Genomic DNA, 20,896 nt, shown 5'->3' with positions numbered 1-20,896 from the left:
AACATTATAAAACAGGGGATTCTTACGGAGTCTGATAAATAATATGATCTTCTGCTACAAACACGTAGCTCCTAACGGAGCTGAATGCAGCGATTGGATAGCTATTCCAGCGGATTAAATGTTCCGCTACCCCATCCTGCTGTTTGTTCCAATGCAGGGTTCCTGAGAATATTTGACGTTGGGATGGCATAGAAATAATAATTAGGTAAAAAGTTGATCGAATTCTGTGTGTCAAGTACATCCACAAACGGACTGAAATAAGTAGTATAATCCGGACCATTAATATCTATACGATCCCTCAGCATCACACCCTCTCCATCTGTTTTCTCCAGGTCTTTTACAGTGAAAGGCGCTTTGATAGCTATTTTAAGCACATGTCTTTTCGTACCGTTCAACTGATCAAATAATTTATTACGGCGCAGATCATCATATCTCTTGCCTTCAAAAGCCAGCTCTATCCTGCGCTCTGATAAAATAGCATTCCACATTTCTGTTTGTGTCATCGCTGCCTTTAATCCATATAATCCTGCCACGCCTGCATCAATACCCGCTCTTTTACGGATAGCGATCAGCATATCATAAGCTTCCTGCATACGCCCGGTAGCATTCGCACATTCCGCAAGGTTCAGCATCACTTCTGCTAAGCGTAATTCTATCCAGTCGGTTTTACCCAGTTTGGAATTATCCTTTATAGTAGCCGTATTGATCAGTTTACGACAGTAAAAACCTGTTACACAGGGTTTATTCTTATCATCAGTAACACCCGCATAATTCCATTGCTTACGATTGGTCTTATTACTCAGCGGCCAGGTACAGCCATTATAAGCGATAGTAGCATCAAAGCGGGGATCACGGTTTTTCCAGTAATACACGGAGTCATAACCGGAAGCAGCATCTGTTACAGATAACCCGTTTTTCATCGGAAAAGTATTCACCAGTTCCAGTGTAGGCTGATAAGACCCGCCTCCACCATTAGACTCAGAATAAGGCCGGGCAACATCCTCAAATGTACTGGCTTTGGTGGCTCCGTCAAATGATCTTAACATGATCACTTCCTTGTTACCAGTACCCTCATCCAACCATACATTGGCGAAATTGGAAAACAGCGCATACCCATCTATCAGTAATGTATCATAAGCCGCCCTGTTGGCTTTATAAGCCCTTTCCCAACGTGCAGCATCATTGCCCGGATTGAATTGCGGACTGGCCCAATACAGCAGCATACGGCCCTTTATGCCCAATGCTGCACCTCTTGTAATACGTCCACGGTCGGCACTACCCCAGGAAGCAGGTAATGAAGTCGCCATGTCAAAATCGCGGACAATAGAGTCTATACATTCAGAGGTTTTATTACGTTTTACCTGCAGGTTTTCTGTTACCCAGTCCTGCGGATGATTGAGGTACGGAACTCCGCCGTATAATTTTACCAGTTGGAAATAAACCCATCCTCTTAAAAAATAGGCCTGTGCTTTTATTTTGGTTTTAACATCCAAGGGTAATGCACCCTGTTCTATCTGTGTAAGCAGGATATTAATTTTACGGATGTATGCCCAGGCATTACTGGCAGCATTTCCTCCGTAAAAATCTGTTATATTATCTACAGATAATTGTCCGTACCAGATCTTCGCTTCTCCCCCGTTATAATCGTCGGCCAGATCATGAATACCGGTAGGCAAGGCAGCCGAGCTGCTCATATTAGGCCATGTAGGCATTGATACATCATAGAGTCTGTTCAGGAAAAGTGTAGCGGTAGACTCTGTATCCCAGGTACGTTCATCTATCCCTGTCAGGTCCGTTTTATCAAGGATCTTCGAACAGGAAGTGAGGCAAAGTATAAATATCAATAACTTTTTCATGAGATCTTTTTTACAGGCTCAGATTTAAACCGAACGTATATGTGCGGAGAGCAGGATAATCCACTGCCAGGTTGGTAGCAGGATCTTTGTAAGGCTGATTGTTAATGATCGACCATAAATTTGTGCCGGTAACAAATACCCGCAAATCAGGGATCTTCCATCTTGCAGATAATGCCTGTGGCAATCCATATGATAACATCATATTATTCACACGCATCGTTGTTCCGCTGCGTACCCAGAAATCTGATACTTCTTTGATCAATGGAGAATTGATGAGCGGATACTTTGCGTTCGGATTATCCGGCGACCATGAATCTTTCCAGATTGCTAATGAGCGTTGATTTTCGGTAGCAGGAGTTCTGGCCGTTTTATCATACGCCTCATATCCACCTACCTGCAAACCGATGTTAGCACTCAGCTTCAGCGTTTTCCAGGAAGCGCCCAGAATAAATCCTACCCCGAACAGACTTCCTCCCCTTGGCGCAATACGTGTTTTATCATTTTCATCAATCTTACCGTCTTTGTTGATATCCGCATAGTTCATGTATCCGGGCACTAATGGCTGCCCGTCTATAGTCCAGCCCGGGTTCTTTGCCATGAAAGCATCCACCTCCTGCTGTGAGCGCAATATGCCGGTAGATTTATAGCCTTCCAGTCCGTTATCCGTTCTGCGGCCGATAGGGTTTTTCCAGGCAGTATCACCAGCACCGTAATATTTGCGGATGACTTTATTATCACTGATAGAAAAGTTGATCGCTGTTGTGAATTTCAGGTCATTTGTAATGGAACCGTTATAGTTTAACATGGCTTCCAGTCCCCATGATTTCAACCTTCCATAATTCTGATCTGAGATACCTCCGCCGAAAGTAGTAGGAACTGTACTTGTCGGCTGCATCAGCATATCATAATTATAACGATGGTAGAGATCGATCGCAAAGTTGAAACGACGGTTGAAGAATGTTCCATCGAAACCAAGGTTTTTATACAATGCTCTTTCCCAGGTAATACTGGGGTTAGGAATATCATTATTGTTAAGACCACTGGTGAGGGTACTACCAAACAGCATCCCGGTCGTTTGTGTGTATCTCTCTTTATACTGATAATTCCTTACCGCATCGTTACCTGTCAGTCCCACCTGGAAACGGACCTTGAAGTCATTCACAAACCTTACATGTTCTTTAAAGAAAGGTTCTTCTGATAACTTCCAGCCTATGGCTACAGAAGGAAAATATCCCCACTGGGATGTTTTAGGGAAGTTAGGGGAAGCATCTGCGCGGAAAGTTGCCTCTAATAAGAACTTATCCATGAAGGCGTAATTCACACGACCAAGGTAGCTCTTCCGGCCACCTTCCCCTGCAGAGCCGGAGTTGTCGTACAATGTTTTATCCTGACTAAAAGCAAATAACTGATCAATACCCGGTATTACGACAGTCTCTCTTCTCGTATCAAAATTATCTGTCTGACTTTCGCTTTGTTCAGCTACTAATATCAGGTTCACTGCATGTTTCCCGAAAGTACGGTCATAACTTACGGACTCATTCAACTGGTAACTGGAAGTACCACCATATGATTCCGTCATTAAATTACCATTCTTGATGAGCGTACTCGGGTTGGTAGTCGTCAGTTGATTGGTGAAGATCACATTCTGTGATGTGTTGTGTGTACCCTCCCTTACAAAGTTGTACAGGGAATAAGGCAGGTAATATTCCTTACCGAAGTTGGTACGGGTATTACGTCCATATTGTACACGGAAAGTCAATCCCTTAACAGCGGGCAGTTTATAATCCAGACTGGCATTAATCGTTTGCCCCTGTGATTTCAGTTTGCTGTAACTTCCTGTTTTGATCAGTTCCTGCGGATGCCAGCCTGGTACCGAAGAATATACCGGTCTGCCATCTATATACATAGGCACCCATCCTGGAGTAAGCAGTAACGCACTTACCGTAGCGCTCATCTGATCTGACTGCTCTGTTAAGCCAGACTGCACTGTCTTAGGGGCTGGTCTGTTCGTAAGCGCATTATCTGTAGAAAAGGAAATACTGGTGGTGAGGTTATCAATGATCTTAGCATTGATCCCCATTCTCAAACCGTATTTTGTTACATATAGATCACCCACATTTCCGTTCTCTTTATAATAATTTCCTCCGGCAAAAAAGGTGATCCTGTCTGTACCACCACTCACGCTGATAGTATGTCTGGTAAGGTGAGAGCTTTTCCACACATCATCTATCCAGTTGTTATTATGTGTTTTGAGATATGCCAGCTCATCGGGTGTGTAATATTTGTTAGCATCCGCATCTTTCAGACTGGTGTATTTATTATTCAGTTGAATAGCCTGATCATATCCGGATAACATTTCCGGGATATAGGTAGCGGAGGAAATACCATAGGAACCAGCATAGCTGATACGCGGTTTCCCCGGTTTTCCCATCTTCGTTTTAACGAGAATAACACCGTTGGCACCTCTTGCACCATATATAGATGCAGCAGCATCTTTAAGAAAAGTAACACTTTCTATCTGTGTAGCATCGAGGTTATCGAAGTCCTGCTTTGTCAGTTGGAAGCCATCTATCACAAACAGCGGATCTGTAGTAGAACCGGTAGAGGCCCAGGTAACGGGGTTCCTGATAGTGAGTGAGGTAGTAGCTCCCGGCTTACCGGACGTTTGCCCAATAGATACTCCCGGCACTTTATTCTGCAGGGCAGTTCCGAGGTTGGCTACCGGCAGGTCCTCAATATCCGCAGCGTTGACAGCAGTTACAGCACCCAGTACGTTTGCTCTTTTCTGTGTGCCATATCCGATGATCACTGTTTCATTGAGTGACTTTACATCTTTCTCCAGGTATACATCCATTGATGTACGTCCATTGACAGGTATCTGTTGGGAGATGTATCCCATCTGGGAAAAAATAACGGTAGAGTTCTCATGTACTTTGAGGGAGTAAGAACCATCCACCAAAGTGGTGGTACCTTTGTTACCTACTTTTACTCTGGCAGTAACGCCCGGCATACCGGTACGTTCATCCCCCGAAAATACTTTTCCTTTGAGTATAATTTCTTTTGCCGGTACCAGGGAGTCTGTGGCAGCCTTGGGTTTTTGATAAGCGACCTGTTGTCCTTTAACAGTCGTATTCCATAACAACAATCCCCACAGAGGGAATAAAAATTTAATCATTACCTGAATGATTTAGGGCATGTAAAATGAAGGATACACTACATGCATGATGTGTGCATGTTAGTAATTGTGTTGCAACGATTTTATAATTTGGATTTCACAAAACGGGTAAGGAAATCATTAGCAACAACATGGTGGAATTCATACTTTTTCATACGTGAATTTTTTTCATAAAAGGAACGCGGTCATTACATGCCAAGCTACAGCAGAAGGCCTTTTAACGGTGGAATTATCTATTACTATCGGTGTCCCCTTGACACTAATTTTTTTCAAGCTACAGAATAATTTAATTATGGGAATAATTATTTACGCAATCGTTGCCGGAAAATATAAGGAGAGAAATTAAAGTTATCAAGGGGATTAACGGGACCTATTTACTTTTTAGTTTAACCTTTAATATATTTATGGGTTTGGATTGTATTGTTCAGAGAATACTTCTTCTACATTTCTATCAGATCAAAACTATACTTATATGTTATTGGACTGAAACCTCCAATGTTATCTTTCCAGCCAGCTTCATTATGACTGATATTCACGATTTCTTTGACTGTAGTATCTGCAAATTTCCGGGCAACTATCTCCAGGACCAGCAATTCACTATCTTCAAATAAATCCTTATTAAATTCTACACCAGCAACCGGTACAAATCTCTCTCCTACAAAATCTTCAAATTGTATCAATTCAATATCTACAAATTTTCTTTCGATCGCATAGTCGAATAATGCTCCAAAATTCTTTGGTACAGGACCCATTTGTATAGCTTTATAAGTAGCCCCGCTTATTGAATAGACGGTATCTCTGAAATGCAAAAAATCAGCATAGAATAATAGCTTATTCAACTTCGTCTTGTATGGTTGCACCTTTTGAGCGAAGTACAAAATCATGTTGGCTATCTTGTCCAGACTAGGTATCCTGTAACCGGTATATTCATTTGGCATCTTATTCCCACATAAAAATGACTCATACACCTCTTCAGATTTACGCCATCCATTAATGGCAGTTTCTATTTTCTTATGTATCTTTTCCAGTTCCTCAGCAGTAAACTGACTACTGCTTTCAAGCACAGATAAAAAGAATTCTGTTTTTTTTATCTGTTGTAAAAACTTACCATTAGAAGCACTTGGTACTTCTCCGGCCTCGTAAGCCCGGTAAACATTGATACCAAATCCTAATACTTCACTCATCTTATTTGCCGAAAGGCCATACTTCTCCCTCAATGCAATTATTTCATCAGGATAAGGTATACCGTATTTGGAACGGTATTCATTATATAACTGATTGGTATTTATTTCGGATAAATGATCATCTGTAAATTGATCTCCGGATGCTTCATCCAAATAATAATGATACGTGATTTCGAAGGTTTCCTTACGGAACTCGAATTTTTCTTTTCTTTTCTTTACCGGCATTTCTCTGCCTGTTATTGGACTTTTCATTTGTTTATTTTTTTAAGGGATACTTCATCTCAAATTCAGCAATATGAAAAGAAATACAAAGGACATTCTGATTGAATTTACCCATCGTAATCTTTATATACACCTCATTATCGTTTACATGCTTACCAAATACCCACATATCACTACCTCCATATATCGTTTCTTCTAAAGGCCCTTCACTATAATCTGATATTTCCAGTGATCTCAGTATTTCAGTTCTTCTTGCTGATGTAATACCCAATTCAAATAAAGATTGAGTATTCTTTAGTCTGTTATCTAAGTAGATAGCTCCATAAAATTCCAGTTTGTATTTAAAATCTTTAAGAAATTGGCTAACAGTATTACATATGGTCATTGAGCCAGGCATTAACAAACAAAAAACAACTTTAACAACACTAAATTACATGAATTATTAAATAAAAACAACTTTAAAGTATATTTCAGGAAAAAGAAGAGTAGTTATAAAAAAAGCCCGTTTCTTTCGAAACGGGCTTTTTCCCATATAATTATTTAGTCTTCTTTCATTCGTTTCGACAATTCTTCTTTTGAAACTGTGAACTGCTCTCCTATTTTCTTACCGTTCCTGTAAGTAACGATATTCAATTTGTCTGCACCCGCAGGGAACGTTAACGCCTCTCCGCTATAGCGTGGATAAAAAGGATCGGGGTTCGTGTTATCAAAAGTATAATAGATATCGAGTCCTTTTATTTCAGTAGATAACTTTACAGATAATACACCGTTATTGACAGCCGGTTTTACAATAGCATTATATGCGCTTCTTGCATATTTAACACGTGCGGTATCGAAACGTGGGAACTGAGATTCCATTCTGCTGATAAAATCATCCCAGTTACGTTTGCTTTTAGGGCTCCAGTAAACTTCGGAGAGTGCCAGGGCACGGGGCCATGTCATATACTGGATATGGCGGTAATTAGCCACGGACTCTGTCCAGAGATTACCCTGCCCACCCAGGATGTATTTTTCATCTACGCTGTCTGGTACGGGATCATAGTTGTAAGAATCGCTTAAGCGGCACATGCCGTAGGTAGGTGGTTCTGCAGATGGATCTCCCTGGTAGAGATCAAGGTAGCAGAATGCCCAGGGGCTCATTACTACATGATGGTTCATTTTAGCTGCCTGAATACCGCCTTTCATACCACGCCAGCTCATTACAGTTGCTTCAGGCGCCAGTCCGCCTTCAAGGATCTCATCCCAGCCAATCAGCTTTTTACCTTTACTCTGTAACATTTTTTCCATGCGCTTTACGAAATAGCTTTGCAGTTCGTCTACATTGGCCAGGTGTTCCTTCTTCATCCGCGCGATACATTTAGGGTCTTTCTCCCAGAAGCCTTTGTAAGCCTCATCACCACCGATGTGAATGTATTTGCAGGGGAATAACGCCGCCATCTCGGTAAAGACTTTATCAAGTACCAGGAAAACGGAGTCGTTACCTATACAGAGTGCATTGTCATCTTTTCTATAGAAATCACTACCCGGATTTACGCTGTACTGTTTCTGCGTACAGGACAGGTTAGGGTATGCCGCAATCATAGCCAGGCTATGTGCAGGTACGTCTATTTCCGGCAGGATGGTAATATAACGCTGCCGGGCGTAATCGATGATCTCACGGATATCATCCTGGGTATAGAAACCACCGTCGGGAGTTGGTTCTCCTGGTTTAGGCGCTTCGAATTTACCCCATCTGCCGGTACGCGCCACGCGCCAGGCACCTACTTTGGTGAGTTCCGGCAGACTCTTGATCTCAATACGCCAGCCATTGTCATCACTCAGGTGCCAATGGAAAACGTTGTACTTGTACTTAGACATTTCATCGATGTAACGTTTCACTTCCTCTTTGGTAAAGAAGTGACGGCTCACATCGAGCATGAGGCCACGCCATCCAAAACGGGGATAATCGGCGATCTCTGCACAGGGCAGTGTCCATGTGCGGTTGATCTGCGAAGCGCTTTCAATGTCCGCTGGCAATAATTGTAATAATGACTGTAAGCCGTAAAAGATACCGGCAGGAGTAGCCGCAGATAAAGAGATACCGGTTGGTGTCACCGATAAGGTGTACCCTTCCTGATTGGCATCGCTTTTCTTTAATTCGATACGGATAGCCTTTCCGCTGCTCTCTTTTTGCTGCTTCAGGTAAAATCCGGTAGATACGGAAATCCTGTCCAGGAACCATTTGACAGTTCCTTCCAACTGCTTATCAGTTGAATTCACTATCAACGATACGTTGTTGTCCAGTGTGAATTCTCCCGGCTGTTCCTGGATGCTTACCGGTTCCGGTATAATATGAACCCGATCCTGGGCTTTTACCTGCGAAATGAGACCTGTACATAGTGCGAGGTAAAGTAATACGACATTCTTCATGACCTAAAAGTGTGGATGTTAGGGAGTAATATACAAAAAACAAGGGTGTATCAAACGTATGATACACCCTGTCACTTAGTTTTTATTTTAGCGGCTATTTCTTTTTGTAAAAGGACTGTTTAAGATGAACACCGGATTTAGGCGCTACCACCAATGGGATCTTTTCTACCAGCGTCTGACTGCTATCCAGTCCAAATGCCTTACTGTCTGAGGTTGCCAGCTTATTGATCGCAAAATAACTATTGAGAATAAATCCTTCTCTAACAGAGAATTCATTGTCATATGACAACACATTATCAAAGATGACAAACTTGTAGTTATTCAGTTCTTCAAATGCCATAGCAGGGAAACGCTTCAGAATATCCAGTTCTTCATTATGTAACATGTCTTTTATTACGTTACGGAACATCAATCCGATCCTGGGTTGCACACGGAAACCCAGCATAAAGTCTATACGGATCACATTTTCACTCATTTCCTCCACGCCATATTCCATTGTAAATGGCTCATCTGTACGTTCAATATGTATCAGCCAGTAAATATCTGCCCGTTTGGAACAGTGCTGATAAATAGAAGTAAGTACCCGTTTTTCGATCTGGTGGCTATTATCGGCTTTCGTCAGGTAAATAAGATGTGAGGTTACTTTTGGCAAAGCCTCGTTATGACTCAGCGCGGTTAATTCCTCCAGATGTTTATCTAAATTGATAAAGCTCAGGAAGCGGTTAGTGATCTTACGGGCATTGAACCAGATATACATGGTAGAGATCAGGCCAATTTCAAATACAAGGAAGAACAATCTTTTTACAATCTTCACCGCATTGGCTACAAAGAAAGAAGATTCCACCGCTATGAACAATAGCATGATGATCGATACGATCCACAAGGGGTAATGCTTTACATAGCGCAGGAAATAGAACATCAATATGGTTGTCATCAGCATGGCAATGGTAATGGAAAAACCATATGCAGCGGTCATTGATTCACTGGTACGGAAATATAATACCACCAGGAAACAGCCTGTACAAAGGATCCAGTTGATACTTGGTATATAGATCTGCCCACGGATATTAGTAGGGAATTTTACGGTCACCTTTGGCCAGAAGTTCAGACTGATCGCCTCACTGATAAGCGTAAAAGATCCGCTGATCAAAGCCTGGCTGGCAATAATAGAGGCACTGGTAGCGATGAGAATGGAAGGTAACAGGAACCAGTGTGGTACTATTGCGAAAAAAGGATTTGCACCACCCAGGGAACTCTTATTCTGCAGAAGTGTCCACGCACCCTGACCAAGATAATTAAGGATCAGGGTCGTTTTTACAAAGATCCAGCTTACCTGGATATTCTTTTTACCGCAATGCCCAAGATCCGAATACAGGGCCTCTGCTCCGGTGGTACACAGGAACACCGCACCCAGTAACCAGAATCCCCTGGGATGCTCTGTCAGCAATGCCAGGCCATATTTAGGATTGAGTGCATGGAAAATATGCGGATACTGAATAATCTGGCTTATACCCAGCACTCCCAGCATCAGGAACCATAAAAACATGATCGGACCAAATGCAGCACCAACCACCTTTGTACCAAAGCGCTGGAAAATAAAGAGGAGCAGGATAATCACCAGTACGATTTCTACCACCAGGCTGTTACCCGGTATTATCAGGTGCTCCATCCCTTTCATCATACTGAGTCCTTCTATTGCAGAGGTCACCGTAATAGGCGGAGTAATGATCCCATCGGCCAGCAGGGTACCTGCGCCTATAATAGCAGGGAATACCAGCTTAGGGCCAAATCTCCTGACCAGCGCATATAATGAGAACACGCCTCCTTCGCCTTTATTATCGGCATTCAGGGTGATAATCACATATTTAAATGTTGTTTGCAGTGTAAGTGTCCAGAAAATACAGGAGATAGCGCCAAAAACCAGGTGTTCATCAATAAAGCCACCGTCGTTCATGATAGTCTGGAAGGTATAGAGCGGGGAAGTACCAATATCACCATATATAATCCCCAGTGCAATAAGTAGTCCGGCGGAAGTAACCCGCTTGAAATGATGATGATGTGAGTCCATTTTGTAGTTGTAAGTATAGAATATAAGGTGCGCCCGGCGGCGAAATTACAACATGATAAATTCCCTTTTCCCTTTTTAAGGACATTTTAAGCTAAAGAGGCTGCACCAGCCTTTGAAATGCCCCCTAAAAGTGTCTAACTTTTAGGGAGCATTTCAAAGGCTGGTGCAGCCTCTTTTAAGGTATTTTATGCCTGTCCGACCAGGCCGGCGGTATTATACCTGGACGTATCCTGTAAACTCCAGTCGATATTCCCTCTTACGATCATCGCTAAACAAAAAGCATATTTATATACTTCTTCATCCATCTCATCATTAAATGAAGGCAGCGAATGAAAGATCCTTTCGAACTGGATCATCTCCTGGTTATGCAATCTTACTGTTTCGTTGATCGCGTTCTCAATGTCCAGTTTTTTCTCTTCCCGCATTACCAATACCAGGTTGTGTGTATCTCCGTGTTCTATCTCTTTCGCCAGTGAATAGAGGTCATTGGCCCAGCAGCCTAAATGCCCGCAAAGCATTGTTAATGTAGCGAGTTTTTTGTGATTGATGATGTTGGCAGGAAGATGTACCTGTTCTGTAAGTTCTATCAATGTAGCAGCAATATGCGCACCGCCAATCAGCGGACGGCTTTCAATATAATCCGCTACAGAAGGGATACGTGAAGCATTTACGTTTTTGTTTTGCCAGTCAACCGCACTGAATAATTTCAGCATATCCTGTACAAATGTCTGCTGATATTCCAGGGAAGTGCATTCTTTCATACGCTTCCATACATCTGAAAGTGCCGCCAGGATATTACCACCGGATTGTAAGGTATAGGTCCGGCCGTTCTTTAATATTTCCAGACAGGAATACAGGAGTTTTTTAAGATTGTCCGGGTTCTGTGCCTCTTCATCTTTGTTATCAAAAACATCATCCAATAAAAATAATAGCACAAGCAGGTCATTGGCTAAGCATAGCCTTGAATATTCTGCTGTAGGATAAAACCGGGAGGTCATATAAGCAAATCTTGATTCTGTGTATCCCCTGATATCATCCCTGATCCGGAACTTTTCCACCCACTGGGAAGTATGGGACTCCACTGCGGAGGCATAAGGACTGATCTGAGAATTAAAAGGACAATACAAAGCCGGAATACTGATAGAAGAATAATACATGACAAGTGATTTTGAAGGTTAAAAAAGATCATTATCACTTGAAATATAGAAAAAAGGCCATCCAAATAAATGCAGTTGGGTTATAACATGGGAGGGTTATTATATATAAATATATCGTCTAATTTATTAACTTAATGTAAGATGATTAAACTTGATGATTTCATTATATAACTGACTGAATGAGGATATAGGCTTCACAATATAACCATCTGCCCCCAACAATCTGATCTCTGTGATCGTTTCTTCATAGGCATCGCTGGAGCAGATAATCACAGGTACATGGGAAAGCGAGGGATGTGATTTTATCTTGTGCAACATTTCTTTTCCGCTGATTCCCGGCATGTTTAAGTCGAGCAGAATAATGTTTGGCGGTTTCTCTTCAGATAACCATAATCCTTTATCCAACGTATCGGCCACCATCACTTCATCTACCATTTTAAACAACATTCTTTCTGCTATCATCCGGCACATCGGATCATCATCTATTACCAGTACGTTCATCGGTAATAGTTTATTTATCTCTTTCTCAGGAGGTGCAATAATTCTTGCAGAAGCAGCAGCAACGGAAGCGCCCTTTTCCAATGGGATGGAAAGCGTGAAAGTACTACCTGTACCAGGCTTACTTTTCACGGTAATACTACCGCCCAGGATGTCTGCAAAATGTTTTGAAATGGTAAGTCCAAGGCCGGTAGCTTCTGTGTTCTGATGGGCCTGTGAAACGTATGGATTAAAAATATTCTCGATATTGCCCTCTTCAATGCCTTCTCCTTCATCCGTTATATCTACAATAAATCTCATACCCGGCCCCGCATATGCATATACTGTTACGGTTGTATTGTCATGCGTGAATTTGATGGCATTCGTGAGCAGGTTAATGATGATCCTGTGTAGTTTAGTGGCATCTGTGATGATATATTCCGGTATATCATCAGAAATCCTGCACTCAATTTTAACACCTTTACTATCCCCCAGTACCTGGTATGCAGAAACCCGTTTCTCAAACCATTCTCTTATTTCTACAGGTGATCTGGTGATCTCGTCATATAATCCTGATTCCATTTTCCTCAGGCTCAGCACATCATTCATCACCAGTTTAGCATCCTGTAAAGCAAAATACATATTTGACAGATGCTTGTATTGCACCATTACTTCTCCCTGGTTATTAGCCGCCGGATTAAAACATTCATTCAGGATACTTTCTATAACGTTGATGGACCCCCGCAGATCGTGACTGGTTTTGGTGATGAAGTCACTCTTGGAATCATTCTTTTTCTCTACCCTGCTGATCCACTCAAGAAAGTCAGTACTATAGAAATTCATGACCAATACATTGAGAATGATCAAAGCAAAAAAGATCATTGCAGAGATAACCCTCGACTGGTCCGCAGAATAAGGCACGTGGTCTACAATACCATAGTAATAATTGATTTCCAGGGATAAGGTGATGACGAGTAAAGCTATGATACCGAAGATATGATAGACCCTTCTGGAAAATATTAAGAAACTAAGGCTTACAAGGAAGATGGAGATACCTTCAATACATGCAGCCGGACCAATCAGCAGCCCGAAGAAGAACATCCCGCAACTATGCGTATAAAATACAAGTAAGCCAGCAGAATTGAACTTGTGTTTTTTATTCAGGACAACCACCATCGACAATATCACAACCTCTATCCACGGATATACCCACATTTCCCATTTGTGTGTAACCACATACAGGATAGGCCCCATGATAAATGCCAGCAGTAATGGAATGATGGCCATTACATTAACGATAATTACTACAGTCCGCTTCCCGCTTTCCTCCAATACATCTGTACCTGCCTTAAACAGGTCAATTATAGCATTCTTATTTTGAGGTCTTTTCATGGTGTAACGCTTCACTAGATGGAGTATCCCCCCTTTCGCTAAGTTAATGAAAATAAAACGCTGCTCTGATAAAAATCAGGCAGCGTTGGTTATACTATGGATGGATTGAATTTTAACAGACCTGAACCACTTCAATTTCCAGTAAGGCACCCAGCTTTTTCAGCCTGGCAGCAATATGACTTACTCCTACAGCGCAATGATGTGCCGGGCCATGGCTATTCCACTCTTCCACGAACTTCCTGGCGTCTATGGAAAATTTATACCGGCTATTGGTATTGCCGATCTCAAGAATGGGGCCGCTAACACTTTCGCCTTCTGCAAACAGCAGCATTAGCCTGCCGTCCTGTTTTTCCACTACGGATAAAAGGGTCACAGGGCCATGTTGTACACTCATCTCTACCGATAGCCCATTGCCAACCTTACCGTGGTAAACTTCCAGCGGGCGCACTTTGGTTTTACTGGCAGCAATAGCAATATGTCCCGGGCCATCATGTCCCATCAGTACCACATCATCATTATAATCCATGGCGTAATATTCTGTGAATGAACCACCTACCCCAAAGCTATCCATGATCTTCATCGCCTGTGCGTTCTTTACCTCGTATTCTCCTGCTACGGGAATATTACGGGCCGTGAGCAGGGAATTACCCAGTATCACGGAACTCATAGCCTCTTCATTAGCCATGTTGCCGGTCCCCTTATGGTAATAGGCCAGGGAGCCAAGGTCATGTTTCTCCACCAGCCGGTCAAGGGCCAGAGAAGTACGGGCCGCCCTTCTTAATTCAAAAAGGGAGCAGTCTTCCTGTACATCAAATACTTCGCGGAAGTACTCTACCCTTGTATCGATGGCTATATCTGAGATAGTCTGGCAGATAGCGGACAGTTCATCCACCTCAATGATCTCCATATGACCACCGAAAGTGGCACAATGCAGGGTAAGGTTGGAATAGATGTCCAGCATCCCCCCATAATAGTTGCCCATGAGTCCCAGGCGGTTGTGGTACATGGTATGCGCCACTTTTGCAGCAGCCACCCATTCCTGGACCTCTTTCCAGGCAATATCATCGTTATGCAGCATACCGGTAACCTGGTAAAAAGGAATACCGGAACGTTTAAAGACACTGGCTATTTCAGGGACGGGACAGGCCGCACAGTAAGCCAGCCATTCTCCGGTCATTTTGGTACGGTCATTTAATTTGTTGAACCAACTGTAGTTGATAGCAGGTTCTGGTGTTAGATTGAGAATGATTACCGGCACTTTTGCTCTTTTTACTACCGGAAGTACCGTTGATGAAAGGGCATAGGTGGTAACGTATAAAAAGATGATATCAACATCTTCCTGCCGGAAACGATGCCCTGCTTCCAGTGCTTTTTCAGGGGTGTCTATAAGACCGAGATTTACGACACCGGGAGAGAGCGCTTCCAGTTTGTCAGCCACTTCTCCAAGATATCCTTTTAACCGGGATTCCAGTCCTTCGAATTGTGGCCAATACGCCTCTAATCCAATACCGAATAATCCTATTCTCAGGGGGAAATTTTTCATGTGGAATTACTATTACTTAAGTATTGCGAATTACGTAAATTCTATCAGTTGACTGTCCTATGCTATCGGAATCAATTAAATGTGAATTGCGGAACCGTTAGTAATTATAATATTCATAATTTTGCGACACATATGGCAAACAAGGTTATACTTTTGGTAGATGATGACAGAGATGATCAGGAGCTTTTCGAAGAGGCAATGGCAATTGTCGATAGTTCTGCTGTTTGTCATTTCGCATCTGACGGAGAAGAAGGATTAAGCATGCTTGAAGATAATCTTCTGGGCTGCCATATCATCTTCCTCGACCTTAATATGCCGAAGATGAATGGCAAGCAATTCCTTGCCGAAATCAAACAGCATAAAGTTCTGAGTAAAATCCCCATTGTCATCTTCACTACTTCCCAACGGGAAAAAGACAGCGTAGAAACAGCCAATATGGGCGCAGCCCATTTCCTTACCAAACCTTCCAGTTTTGGCGAACTATGCAAACAACTGGCGGGGATTCTTTCAATAGAATAGAATTATCTTAAATAAGATAGTTTTTTATGCTTTATCCTGGCTAATATACTTCCAGTGCATCCTTTCCCGGTATAGCGGGGAAAGTCTGATGTGGTTCTGTCTGATACCAGTAAACTACGGATGACATATCTGACTTTTGTTTGAGGTATTTCCCACCTTCTCTCCATCCTAAATCCTGTATCGTTACCTTCAGTTCCTTATCAAATCTTACCGGGTCCATAATATGCCAGCGATACATACCAAAACGCAGCCTGGATTTATATGTTCCATCCGGCCGGACCACCTGGTGTAAGCCAGCATAGGGCGTACAGAATTCGGTGTATTTCCCTCCACGGTCAAAGTTATAAGAGCCGCAGAAATAATCTTCTGTTCCCGTACCGCAAATAGTAGGGAACTTAGTATCGCCGTCCATAAAGAATTTGATCTCTCCTTCTCCCCACCAGCCGTTATTATTTACGCCCAATGCCAGGAAAGTGCCCACATACTGCCCTTTGCCCTTTACATTGTCCAACAGTACGTAATCAGAGGTCGTGTCGGGATTCGCCCGGCGGAACTGTGCATGGAAATAGGCAGCATCGTCGGGCACATCTGTTAATGTATAATCTACCTGGTAGTACAGGGTCATTTGTTCTGTGTTGATGTTCTCCATGGTAACCCTGCACTTTTTACGGAAGGGCATCATCCAGTAACTGTTAAAAGCGCTGCCGGGGTTTACGGTGATAGCGGCAGAGTTCAGTGGGGCATATTCGTTCCATGCCATACCGAAGAAGTCACCAACGGGGCATTCTACGGAAGGTTCTTTTTCATCATCCCAGTAGATGCGTAATATGGAGTAGCGCCATACACCGGTAGGAGTCATCCAGATATGCTGGATAGCCCCAGGACCGCTCATTTCTGCCATAGTGAATGTTTGTCCGGGTTTGATGATCACAAAGGGATTTACCTTCCACCCCTGGCCCAGGTCCCGGGCGGCATTGGAAGCATTGGCAGTATTTAATGCAGCATCTTTTTGCGGGATGGCCATCCCTCCTTTCCCTTTTTCGCCGGTCAGGTTTTCCGGACTGACGGAACGTGTCTGAGCATTGGACAACCGGTAAAGATTGCCCAGGTTCATATCAAGGCCATTAAACTTTTGTGCAGAGAGTTGGGTTGTGAAGCATAACAGGAATAATAACGGGAACATTCTCATATCTGACATGGTTTATGTACGATATGGAAGTTAGCTTTTAAAAGTGGAATTTAATAGCTCCGTACCGGGTGGATACGGAGCTATTATTATTACAATATCTTTTTATCTCCTTCTACAGAGTAAATATCCATTGAACGTTTCATACTCTTTCCGTCATCACTGATCTCTTTATTATATATGGAATAATCAAGGTCATGGTCATTATTGTAATCCCCCAGTTTTTTGCTGTTCATCTTCTCGTTGGATTCAATTACATATTCCTTGATCACCTTATGTTTCTTATCCATTTTCAGTAAAATGTTGCTCCAGAATTCTCCGGCAACTACTGAAAAGAGCTGCATATTTATCATGATATATTCATCATCATAAAACTTAAAATATGCGATAGATACCGGTATCAGGCTACCGGCATTGCGGATGCTGAGACTAGACATGAACAGGGAATTATTCACTGAGATAGCGGGTTTATCCTGTGTCCATCTTTTGAATCCGGGGATTCTTTTCGGTGTTCCTACTTTATTCACCACTTCCACTTCCGACATCAGATAAGCTGTGCATTCAATTCCTTTAATGGTATCTTCAAAAAAGATCACTTTCTGTTCTTTCTTCAGGTAAAAAGAAGAAACAGTTACATCATGCCATACGAAATTCTTTACCGGCTCTTTAAATACAGAGGGTTTGGATTTAGGAGGCATCACCGCCTTCTGTTTAGTACGGGTAGTGGTAGTTGTTGTGCCTTTCTTTTTAACGGACTTTTGAGCGTAAGCTGTAAGACTTAAAATAGATAAACTAAACAGGAATAGTAACTTGGTAAACTTCAAAATCATTTTAAAAAATTTAATCAGAAACAATTTTTTATCATTATCAATCGGTGATATTTTCAATGTGAAAAGATCGCCTGTAACGGGTTTGCTAAAAAGGAAACGGTTTCTGGATAAAGAATGGCTGGTTGATGCGCATGAGTGAGATAGTCTGCTGCCGGGATGGCAAGAGGAGAAGGAGATGTTTTCATCTTAGGTTTCGTAGTTTTCATAGGTATATCAGGACTAAAAATTCATAGCTGCCTCGATAATTAATACCAGATCAACCCTTTAGAAATGAGGGTTATTTACCGGTATTGGGCTTCCAAATTTAATCACCTATTTCCATAAAACACAAAAAATCATAATAAATATTGTTAATCAAGTGATTATAATTTTTATTTTAGTCGATTTTGTGGAAAATCTGTGGATAAGGGGGGAAAGTAAAAAAGCTCCCAGGAGGGAGCTTTAAGTATTTTTCAGGATCAGGTTGAAATGTTGGCAGATTACAAATTTGATGGTTTGGCAGGCATGCAGCTTTTATTAATAGAGGCGGCCTGAATGTTATGACAGCGTAGATTGCCAGATGTTATTGATCATAAATACACTGCATCTGACTGTTTAGTTCTCTGATTTAGCTTTGGAATATGGGTCCAGGATTTGTTTTTCCATTTAACTTCACCTGATATTCACGTCAGATAAGGTGTATTTATTGATCAATAACATCTGGCACGAAGATGATGTAATCAAGCTGAGGCTCTGCCTAAAGGAGGCATTTTATGCATCCCACCTGATCCATTTTTTAGTCTTTTCGTTGCAAGATCTCTGTTCTTTCGGTGTGTTCCTTTAGTTCTTCGGGATAAAACCAGGGGTCTCTGAGTTTCTTTTCCGAGAATAATTTTAACTGATCCCCATTGTGAGGAGAACCTGTTTCTGAGGAATTACCATAACTCAATAGCACCCTAGCATTGATTCTCTTACCGAATTCTATCACTCCTACCCAGGAGTCTCCTGCTCCTACCGCCAGTTCCTTGCCGAATGCAATGCCGGGAGAAGCTACACGAAATATACCCAGGGAGCCATCAGCGCCATTGGCGGGCAGGTTGATATCATGCCATTTCAGGCGGTAAAACTGTCCCCAGGGTACGTCTAAGGTACCGAAGGTGGCTTTTACTTCAGTAGCTGCATCTTTTAATAATGCTATTGCCTTTGCAGGGTCTGCGAGGCCGTAAGGGGTAGTGGTGGGGTTTTTAGTATCCCAGTGATGTACGTAGTTAGCCTCATTGCCGGGTTGGAATTTAGATGCCCATATAAAGAACAGTACCATTCCTTTACTGTCTGTATTGGCCGATCTGTCCCATTTTGCCAGTACCTCTTTTGCTTCTTTCACAATGGCAGAAGTATCGGGCGCCTTTAACAAATCGTCTAATATGCGGTCTGCCAGTCCGGAGTGGGTGGATAATTTATAATTTACCAGTTCATCGAAAGTGATGGAGCTGTCGTGTAATAGCATGTTAGCTGAACGCTGTGAACGCATAGACATGAAGTCGGGCGACATATACACCGGGTAATCCGACTGGTGTAATACCTGCGGCACGGTGCAGGTCCAAGGTGGATCATTGGCATTTTGCAGCCATCCGGTAACGGGGTCTTTTATTTTAGGGAGTTTATCATAAGGCAAAGCCGTTTTCCAGATGTCTTTAGATGCTGTACTGGGGATGATTTTGTTCCAGTAGAACCAGTCGCCATAACTGCGGTTGGGCACCAGGCCGTTGAATATGTAAAAGATATCTCCATGTGTATCCGCATACAGCACATTCCAGAAAGGGATCTCTGCCATCTTTAAAGCGGATTCAAATTCATTCAGATTGCGGCTGTTTGCCATTCTCCACCACTGCAGCAGTGCATTGGGATGATCTGTTCCCGCCATGTGGATAGCCAGTGCTTTGTGTGCACTTTTTCTGATGACAGGGCCGTATGCACTGCCCAGTATTTCTATCTGCTGTTCTGAGAAAGAACCATCTTTGTTCTTTATTTTAAGTGTCTTTATCTTTTTGCTAAAGTCCCTTCTTTGTTTGTCCAGCACATAGCCGCTATCCTGTAAAGTGAGTTCATAGGTATCTGCGTTATCGAGGGTATTGTTGGTATGAGTCCAGCCCAGGTCTTTATTGAAAGCGATACCGAAGCCGGGGAATCCCAGCAGATGAGCACCGTGGATGCTTTTATCGCCGGTGTTCAGTTGCGCCTCGAACCAGGTGAATTCTTTCTGCCAGGGCAGGTGTGGGTTCTGCACCAGCATTGCGTGACCGGAAGCAGATCTTTTAGGAGCTATTGCGTATCCGTTGGAGCCCATATCTTTCCACTGAGCCGTTCTTCCCAGGTCTCCGCCACCTACGAAGCGGGTGAAGAACACGTACATAGCGTGCTGGTTAATATCATCATAAGTGACGGGTAGTACTACTTTATTGGCAGGTTTCACTACACCCGGATGCGCCTTTATGTAGTCGTTCATACCGGCAACGAAAGCGGCTATCAATCCTTTGAGTTCAGGGTCCTGTTGTTGTTTCCAGGTTTTGGCCATTTCGGGGAATCCAAGGGCATTGATCAGCTTATCGTCCTGCAGGTGTTCCATACCCCAGTATTCAGCTCCGCGCCCCCTGGATTGCCCGTATAATTCCAACAGCAGGTTAGCGTGTGACTGCATCTCGGCCCAGCCCTGTCCATAGAATAAATCCTTTTCGTTATTGGCATAAATATGAGGTACCCCCCAGGTATCCCAGATAATTTTGACAGGGCCGGCTTTTGTGTTAAGGATAAAGAGGAGGAAGCATGCCGTGATCAGGCAATGCAACGATTTAGTTTTCATAATCTTGTTTTCTCAGTGGGTTAAAGTTGGGTTTTATAT

General features: G+C 42.7%; 14 protein-coding genes. 1 reads left to right on the top strand and 13 read right to left on the bottom strand.

Translation table 11 applies throughout. The features are described from left to right. Positions 1-101: 101 nt before the first annotated feature. The 9 genes from GO495_RS09595 to GO495_RS09555 form a co-directional block, all read right to left on the bottom strand. The gene (locus GO495_RS09595; protein WP_157299463.1) at positions 102-1,856 is read right to left on the bottom strand and encodes a RagB/SusD family nutrient uptake outer membrane protein; all 1,755 of its coding nucleotides are present in this window, start codon (positions 1,854-1,856) and stop codon (positions 102-104) included. Between the two features lie 10 nt (positions 1,857-1,866). Continuing rightward, on the bottom strand, positions 1,867-5,031 hold the full coding sequence (locus GO495_RS09590; RefSeq protein WP_157299462.1) for a SusC/RagA family TonB-linked outer membrane protein: 3,165 nt from the start codon (positions 5,029-5,031) through the stop codon (positions 1,867-1,869). 440 nt (positions 5,032-5,471) lie between these two features. Beyond that, a complete protein-coding gene (locus GO495_RS09585) occupies positions 5,472-6,467 on the bottom strand; it encodes a type II toxin-antitoxin system antitoxin SocA domain-containing protein (RefSeq protein ID WP_157299461.1) in 996 nt (331 codons plus the stop codon). A gap of 4 nt (positions 6,468-6,471) precedes the next feature. Beyond that, positions 6,472-6,822 (bottom strand): type II toxin-antitoxin system MqsR family toxin, encoded by a 351-nt coding sequence (locus tag GO495_RS09580; RefSeq protein WP_157299460.1) that lies wholly within the window; start codon positions 6,820-6,822, stop codon positions 6,472-6,474. Positions 6,823-6,977: 155 nt separating this feature from the next. After that, complete coding sequence (locus GO495_RS09575) at positions 6,978-8,846, bottom strand: family 20 glycosylhydrolase (RefSeq protein WP_157299459.1); 1,869 nt, start codon at positions 8,844-8,846, stop codon at positions 6,978-6,980. A gap of 94 nt (positions 8,847-8,940) precedes the next feature. Continuing rightward, complete coding sequence (locus GO495_RS09570) at positions 8,941-10,914, bottom strand: KUP/HAK/KT family potassium transporter (protein WP_157299458.1); 1,974 nt, start codon at positions 10,912-10,914, stop codon at positions 8,941-8,943. A 185-nt stretch (positions 10,915-11,099) separates the two neighbouring features. Further along, positions 11,100-12,071: a terpene synthase family protein gene (locus tag GO495_RS09565; protein ID WP_157299457.1), complete on the bottom strand. Its 972-nt coding sequence runs from the start codon at positions 12,069-12,071 to the stop codon at positions 11,100-11,102. Positions 12,072-12,197: 126 nt separating this feature from the next. Next, positions 12,198-13,940 (bottom strand): hybrid sensor histidine kinase/response regulator, encoded by a 1,743-nt coding sequence (locus GO495_RS09560; protein WP_157299456.1) that lies wholly within the window; start codon positions 13,938-13,940, stop codon positions 12,198-12,200. A gap of 112 nt (positions 13,941-14,052) precedes the next feature. Then, entirely contained in the window at positions 14,053-15,483 is a 1,431-nt protein-coding gene (locus tag GO495_RS09555; RefSeq protein ID WP_157299455.1) for an arabinose isomerase, read from the bottom strand. Between the two features lie 132 nt (positions 15,484-15,615). Here GO495_RS09555 and GO495_RS09550 point away from each other — a divergent pair, with 132 nt between their 5' ends. After that, positions 15,616-16,002, top strand: a complete 387-nt coding sequence (locus GO495_RS09550) for a response regulator (protein ID WP_157299454.1) — start codon at positions 15,616-15,618, stop codon at positions 16,000-16,002. Positions 16,003-16,042: 40 nt separating this feature from the next. Here GO495_RS09550 and GO495_RS09545 read toward each other — a convergent pair whose 3' ends face one another. The 4 genes from GO495_RS09545 to GO495_RS09530 all read right to left on the bottom strand — a co-directional run bounded on the left by GO495_RS09545 (position 16,043) and on the right by GO495_RS09530 (position 20,857). Further along, positions 16,043-17,200 (bottom strand): glycoside hydrolase family 172 protein, encoded by a 1,158-nt coding sequence (locus GO495_RS09545; RefSeq protein ID WP_240915197.1) that lies wholly within the window; start codon positions 17,198-17,200, stop codon positions 16,043-16,045. Between the two features lie 80 nt (positions 17,201-17,280). Next, complete coding sequence (locus GO495_RS09540) at positions 17,281-18,018, bottom strand: hypothetical protein (RefSeq protein ID WP_157299452.1); 738 nt, start codon at positions 18,016-18,018, stop codon at positions 17,281-17,283. Positions 18,019-18,071: 53 nt separating this feature from the next. Continuing rightward, positions 18,072-18,224, bottom strand: coding sequence for a hypothetical protein (locus GO495_RS09535; RefSeq protein WP_157299451.1), 153 nt, complete (start codon positions 18,222-18,224; stop codon positions 18,072-18,074). Between the two features lie 569 nt (positions 18,225-18,793). Further along, the gene (locus GO495_RS09530) at positions 18,794-20,857 is read right to left on the bottom strand and encodes an acylase (RefSeq protein ID WP_157299450.1); all 2,064 of its coding nucleotides are present in this window, start codon (positions 20,855-20,857) and stop codon (positions 18,794-18,796) included. Between the last annotated feature and the right edge of the window lie 39 nt (positions 20,858-20,896).

It is taken from the genome of Chitinophaga oryziterrae (assembly GCF_009758125.1).
Taxonomy (GTDB): Bacteria; Bacteroidota; Bacteroidia; order Chitinophagales; family Chitinophagaceae; genus Chitinophaga; species Chitinophaga oryziterrae.
Note: the sequence above shows the minus strand (reverse complement) of the source record. Positions and strands in the feature narration are given on the sequence as shown.

Excerpts from the sequence above, each read along its gene's own strand:
- GO495_RS09540 (WP_157299452.1), bottom strand. The coding sequence starts at position 18,018 with ATGATTTTGAAGTTTACCAAGTTACTATTCCTGTTTAGTTTATCTATT.
- GO495_RS09565 (WP_157299457.1), bottom strand. The coding sequence starts at position 12,071 with ATGTATTATTCTTCTATCAGTATTCCGGCTTTGTATTGTCCTTTTAAT.
- GO495_RS09545 (WP_240915197.1), bottom strand. The coding sequence starts at position 17,200 with ATGTCAGATATGAGAATGTTCCCGTTATTATTCCTGTTATGCTTCACA.
- GO495_RS09575 (WP_157299459.1), bottom strand. The coding sequence starts at position 8,846 with ATGAAGAATGTCGTATTACTTTACCTCGCACTATGTACAGGTCTCATT.
- GO495_RS09550 (WP_157299454.1), top strand. The coding sequence starts at position 15,616 with ATGGCAAACAAGGTTATACTTTTGGTAGATGATGACAGAGATGATCAG.
- GO495_RS09560 (WP_157299456.1), bottom strand. The coding sequence starts at position 13,940 with ATGAAAAGACCTCAAAATAAGAATGCTATAATTGACCTGTTTAAGGCA.
- GO495_RS09570 (WP_157299458.1), bottom strand. The coding sequence starts at position 10,914 with ATGGACTCACATCATCATCATTTCAAGCGGGTTACTTCCGCCGGACTA.
- GO495_RS09530 (WP_157299450.1), bottom strand. The coding sequence starts at position 20,857 with ATGAAAACTAAATCGTTGCATTGCCTGATCACGGCATGCTTCCTCCTC.
- GO495_RS09555 (WP_157299455.1), bottom strand. The coding sequence starts at position 15,483 with ATGAAAAATTTCCCCCTGAGAATAGGATTATTCGGTATTGGATTAGAG.
- GO495_RS09595 (WP_157299463.1), bottom strand. The coding sequence starts at position 1,856 with ATGAAAAAGTTATTGATATTTATACTTTGCCTCACTTCCTGTTCGAAG.
- GO495_RS09585 (WP_157299461.1), bottom strand. The coding sequence starts at position 6,467 with ATGAAAAGTCCAATAACAGGCAGAGAAATGCCGGTAAAGAAAAGAAAA.
- GO495_RS09580 (WP_157299460.1), bottom strand. The coding sequence starts at position 6,822 with ATGACCATATGTAATACTGTTAGCCAATTTCTTAAAGATTTTAAATAC.
- GO495_RS09590 (WP_157299462.1), bottom strand. The coding sequence starts at position 5,031 with ATGATTAAATTTTTATTCCCTCTGTGGGGATTGTTGTTATGGAATACG.
- GO495_RS09535 (WP_157299451.1), bottom strand. The coding sequence starts at position 18,224 with ATGAAAACTACGAAACCTAAGATGAAAACATCTCCTTCTCCTCTTGCC.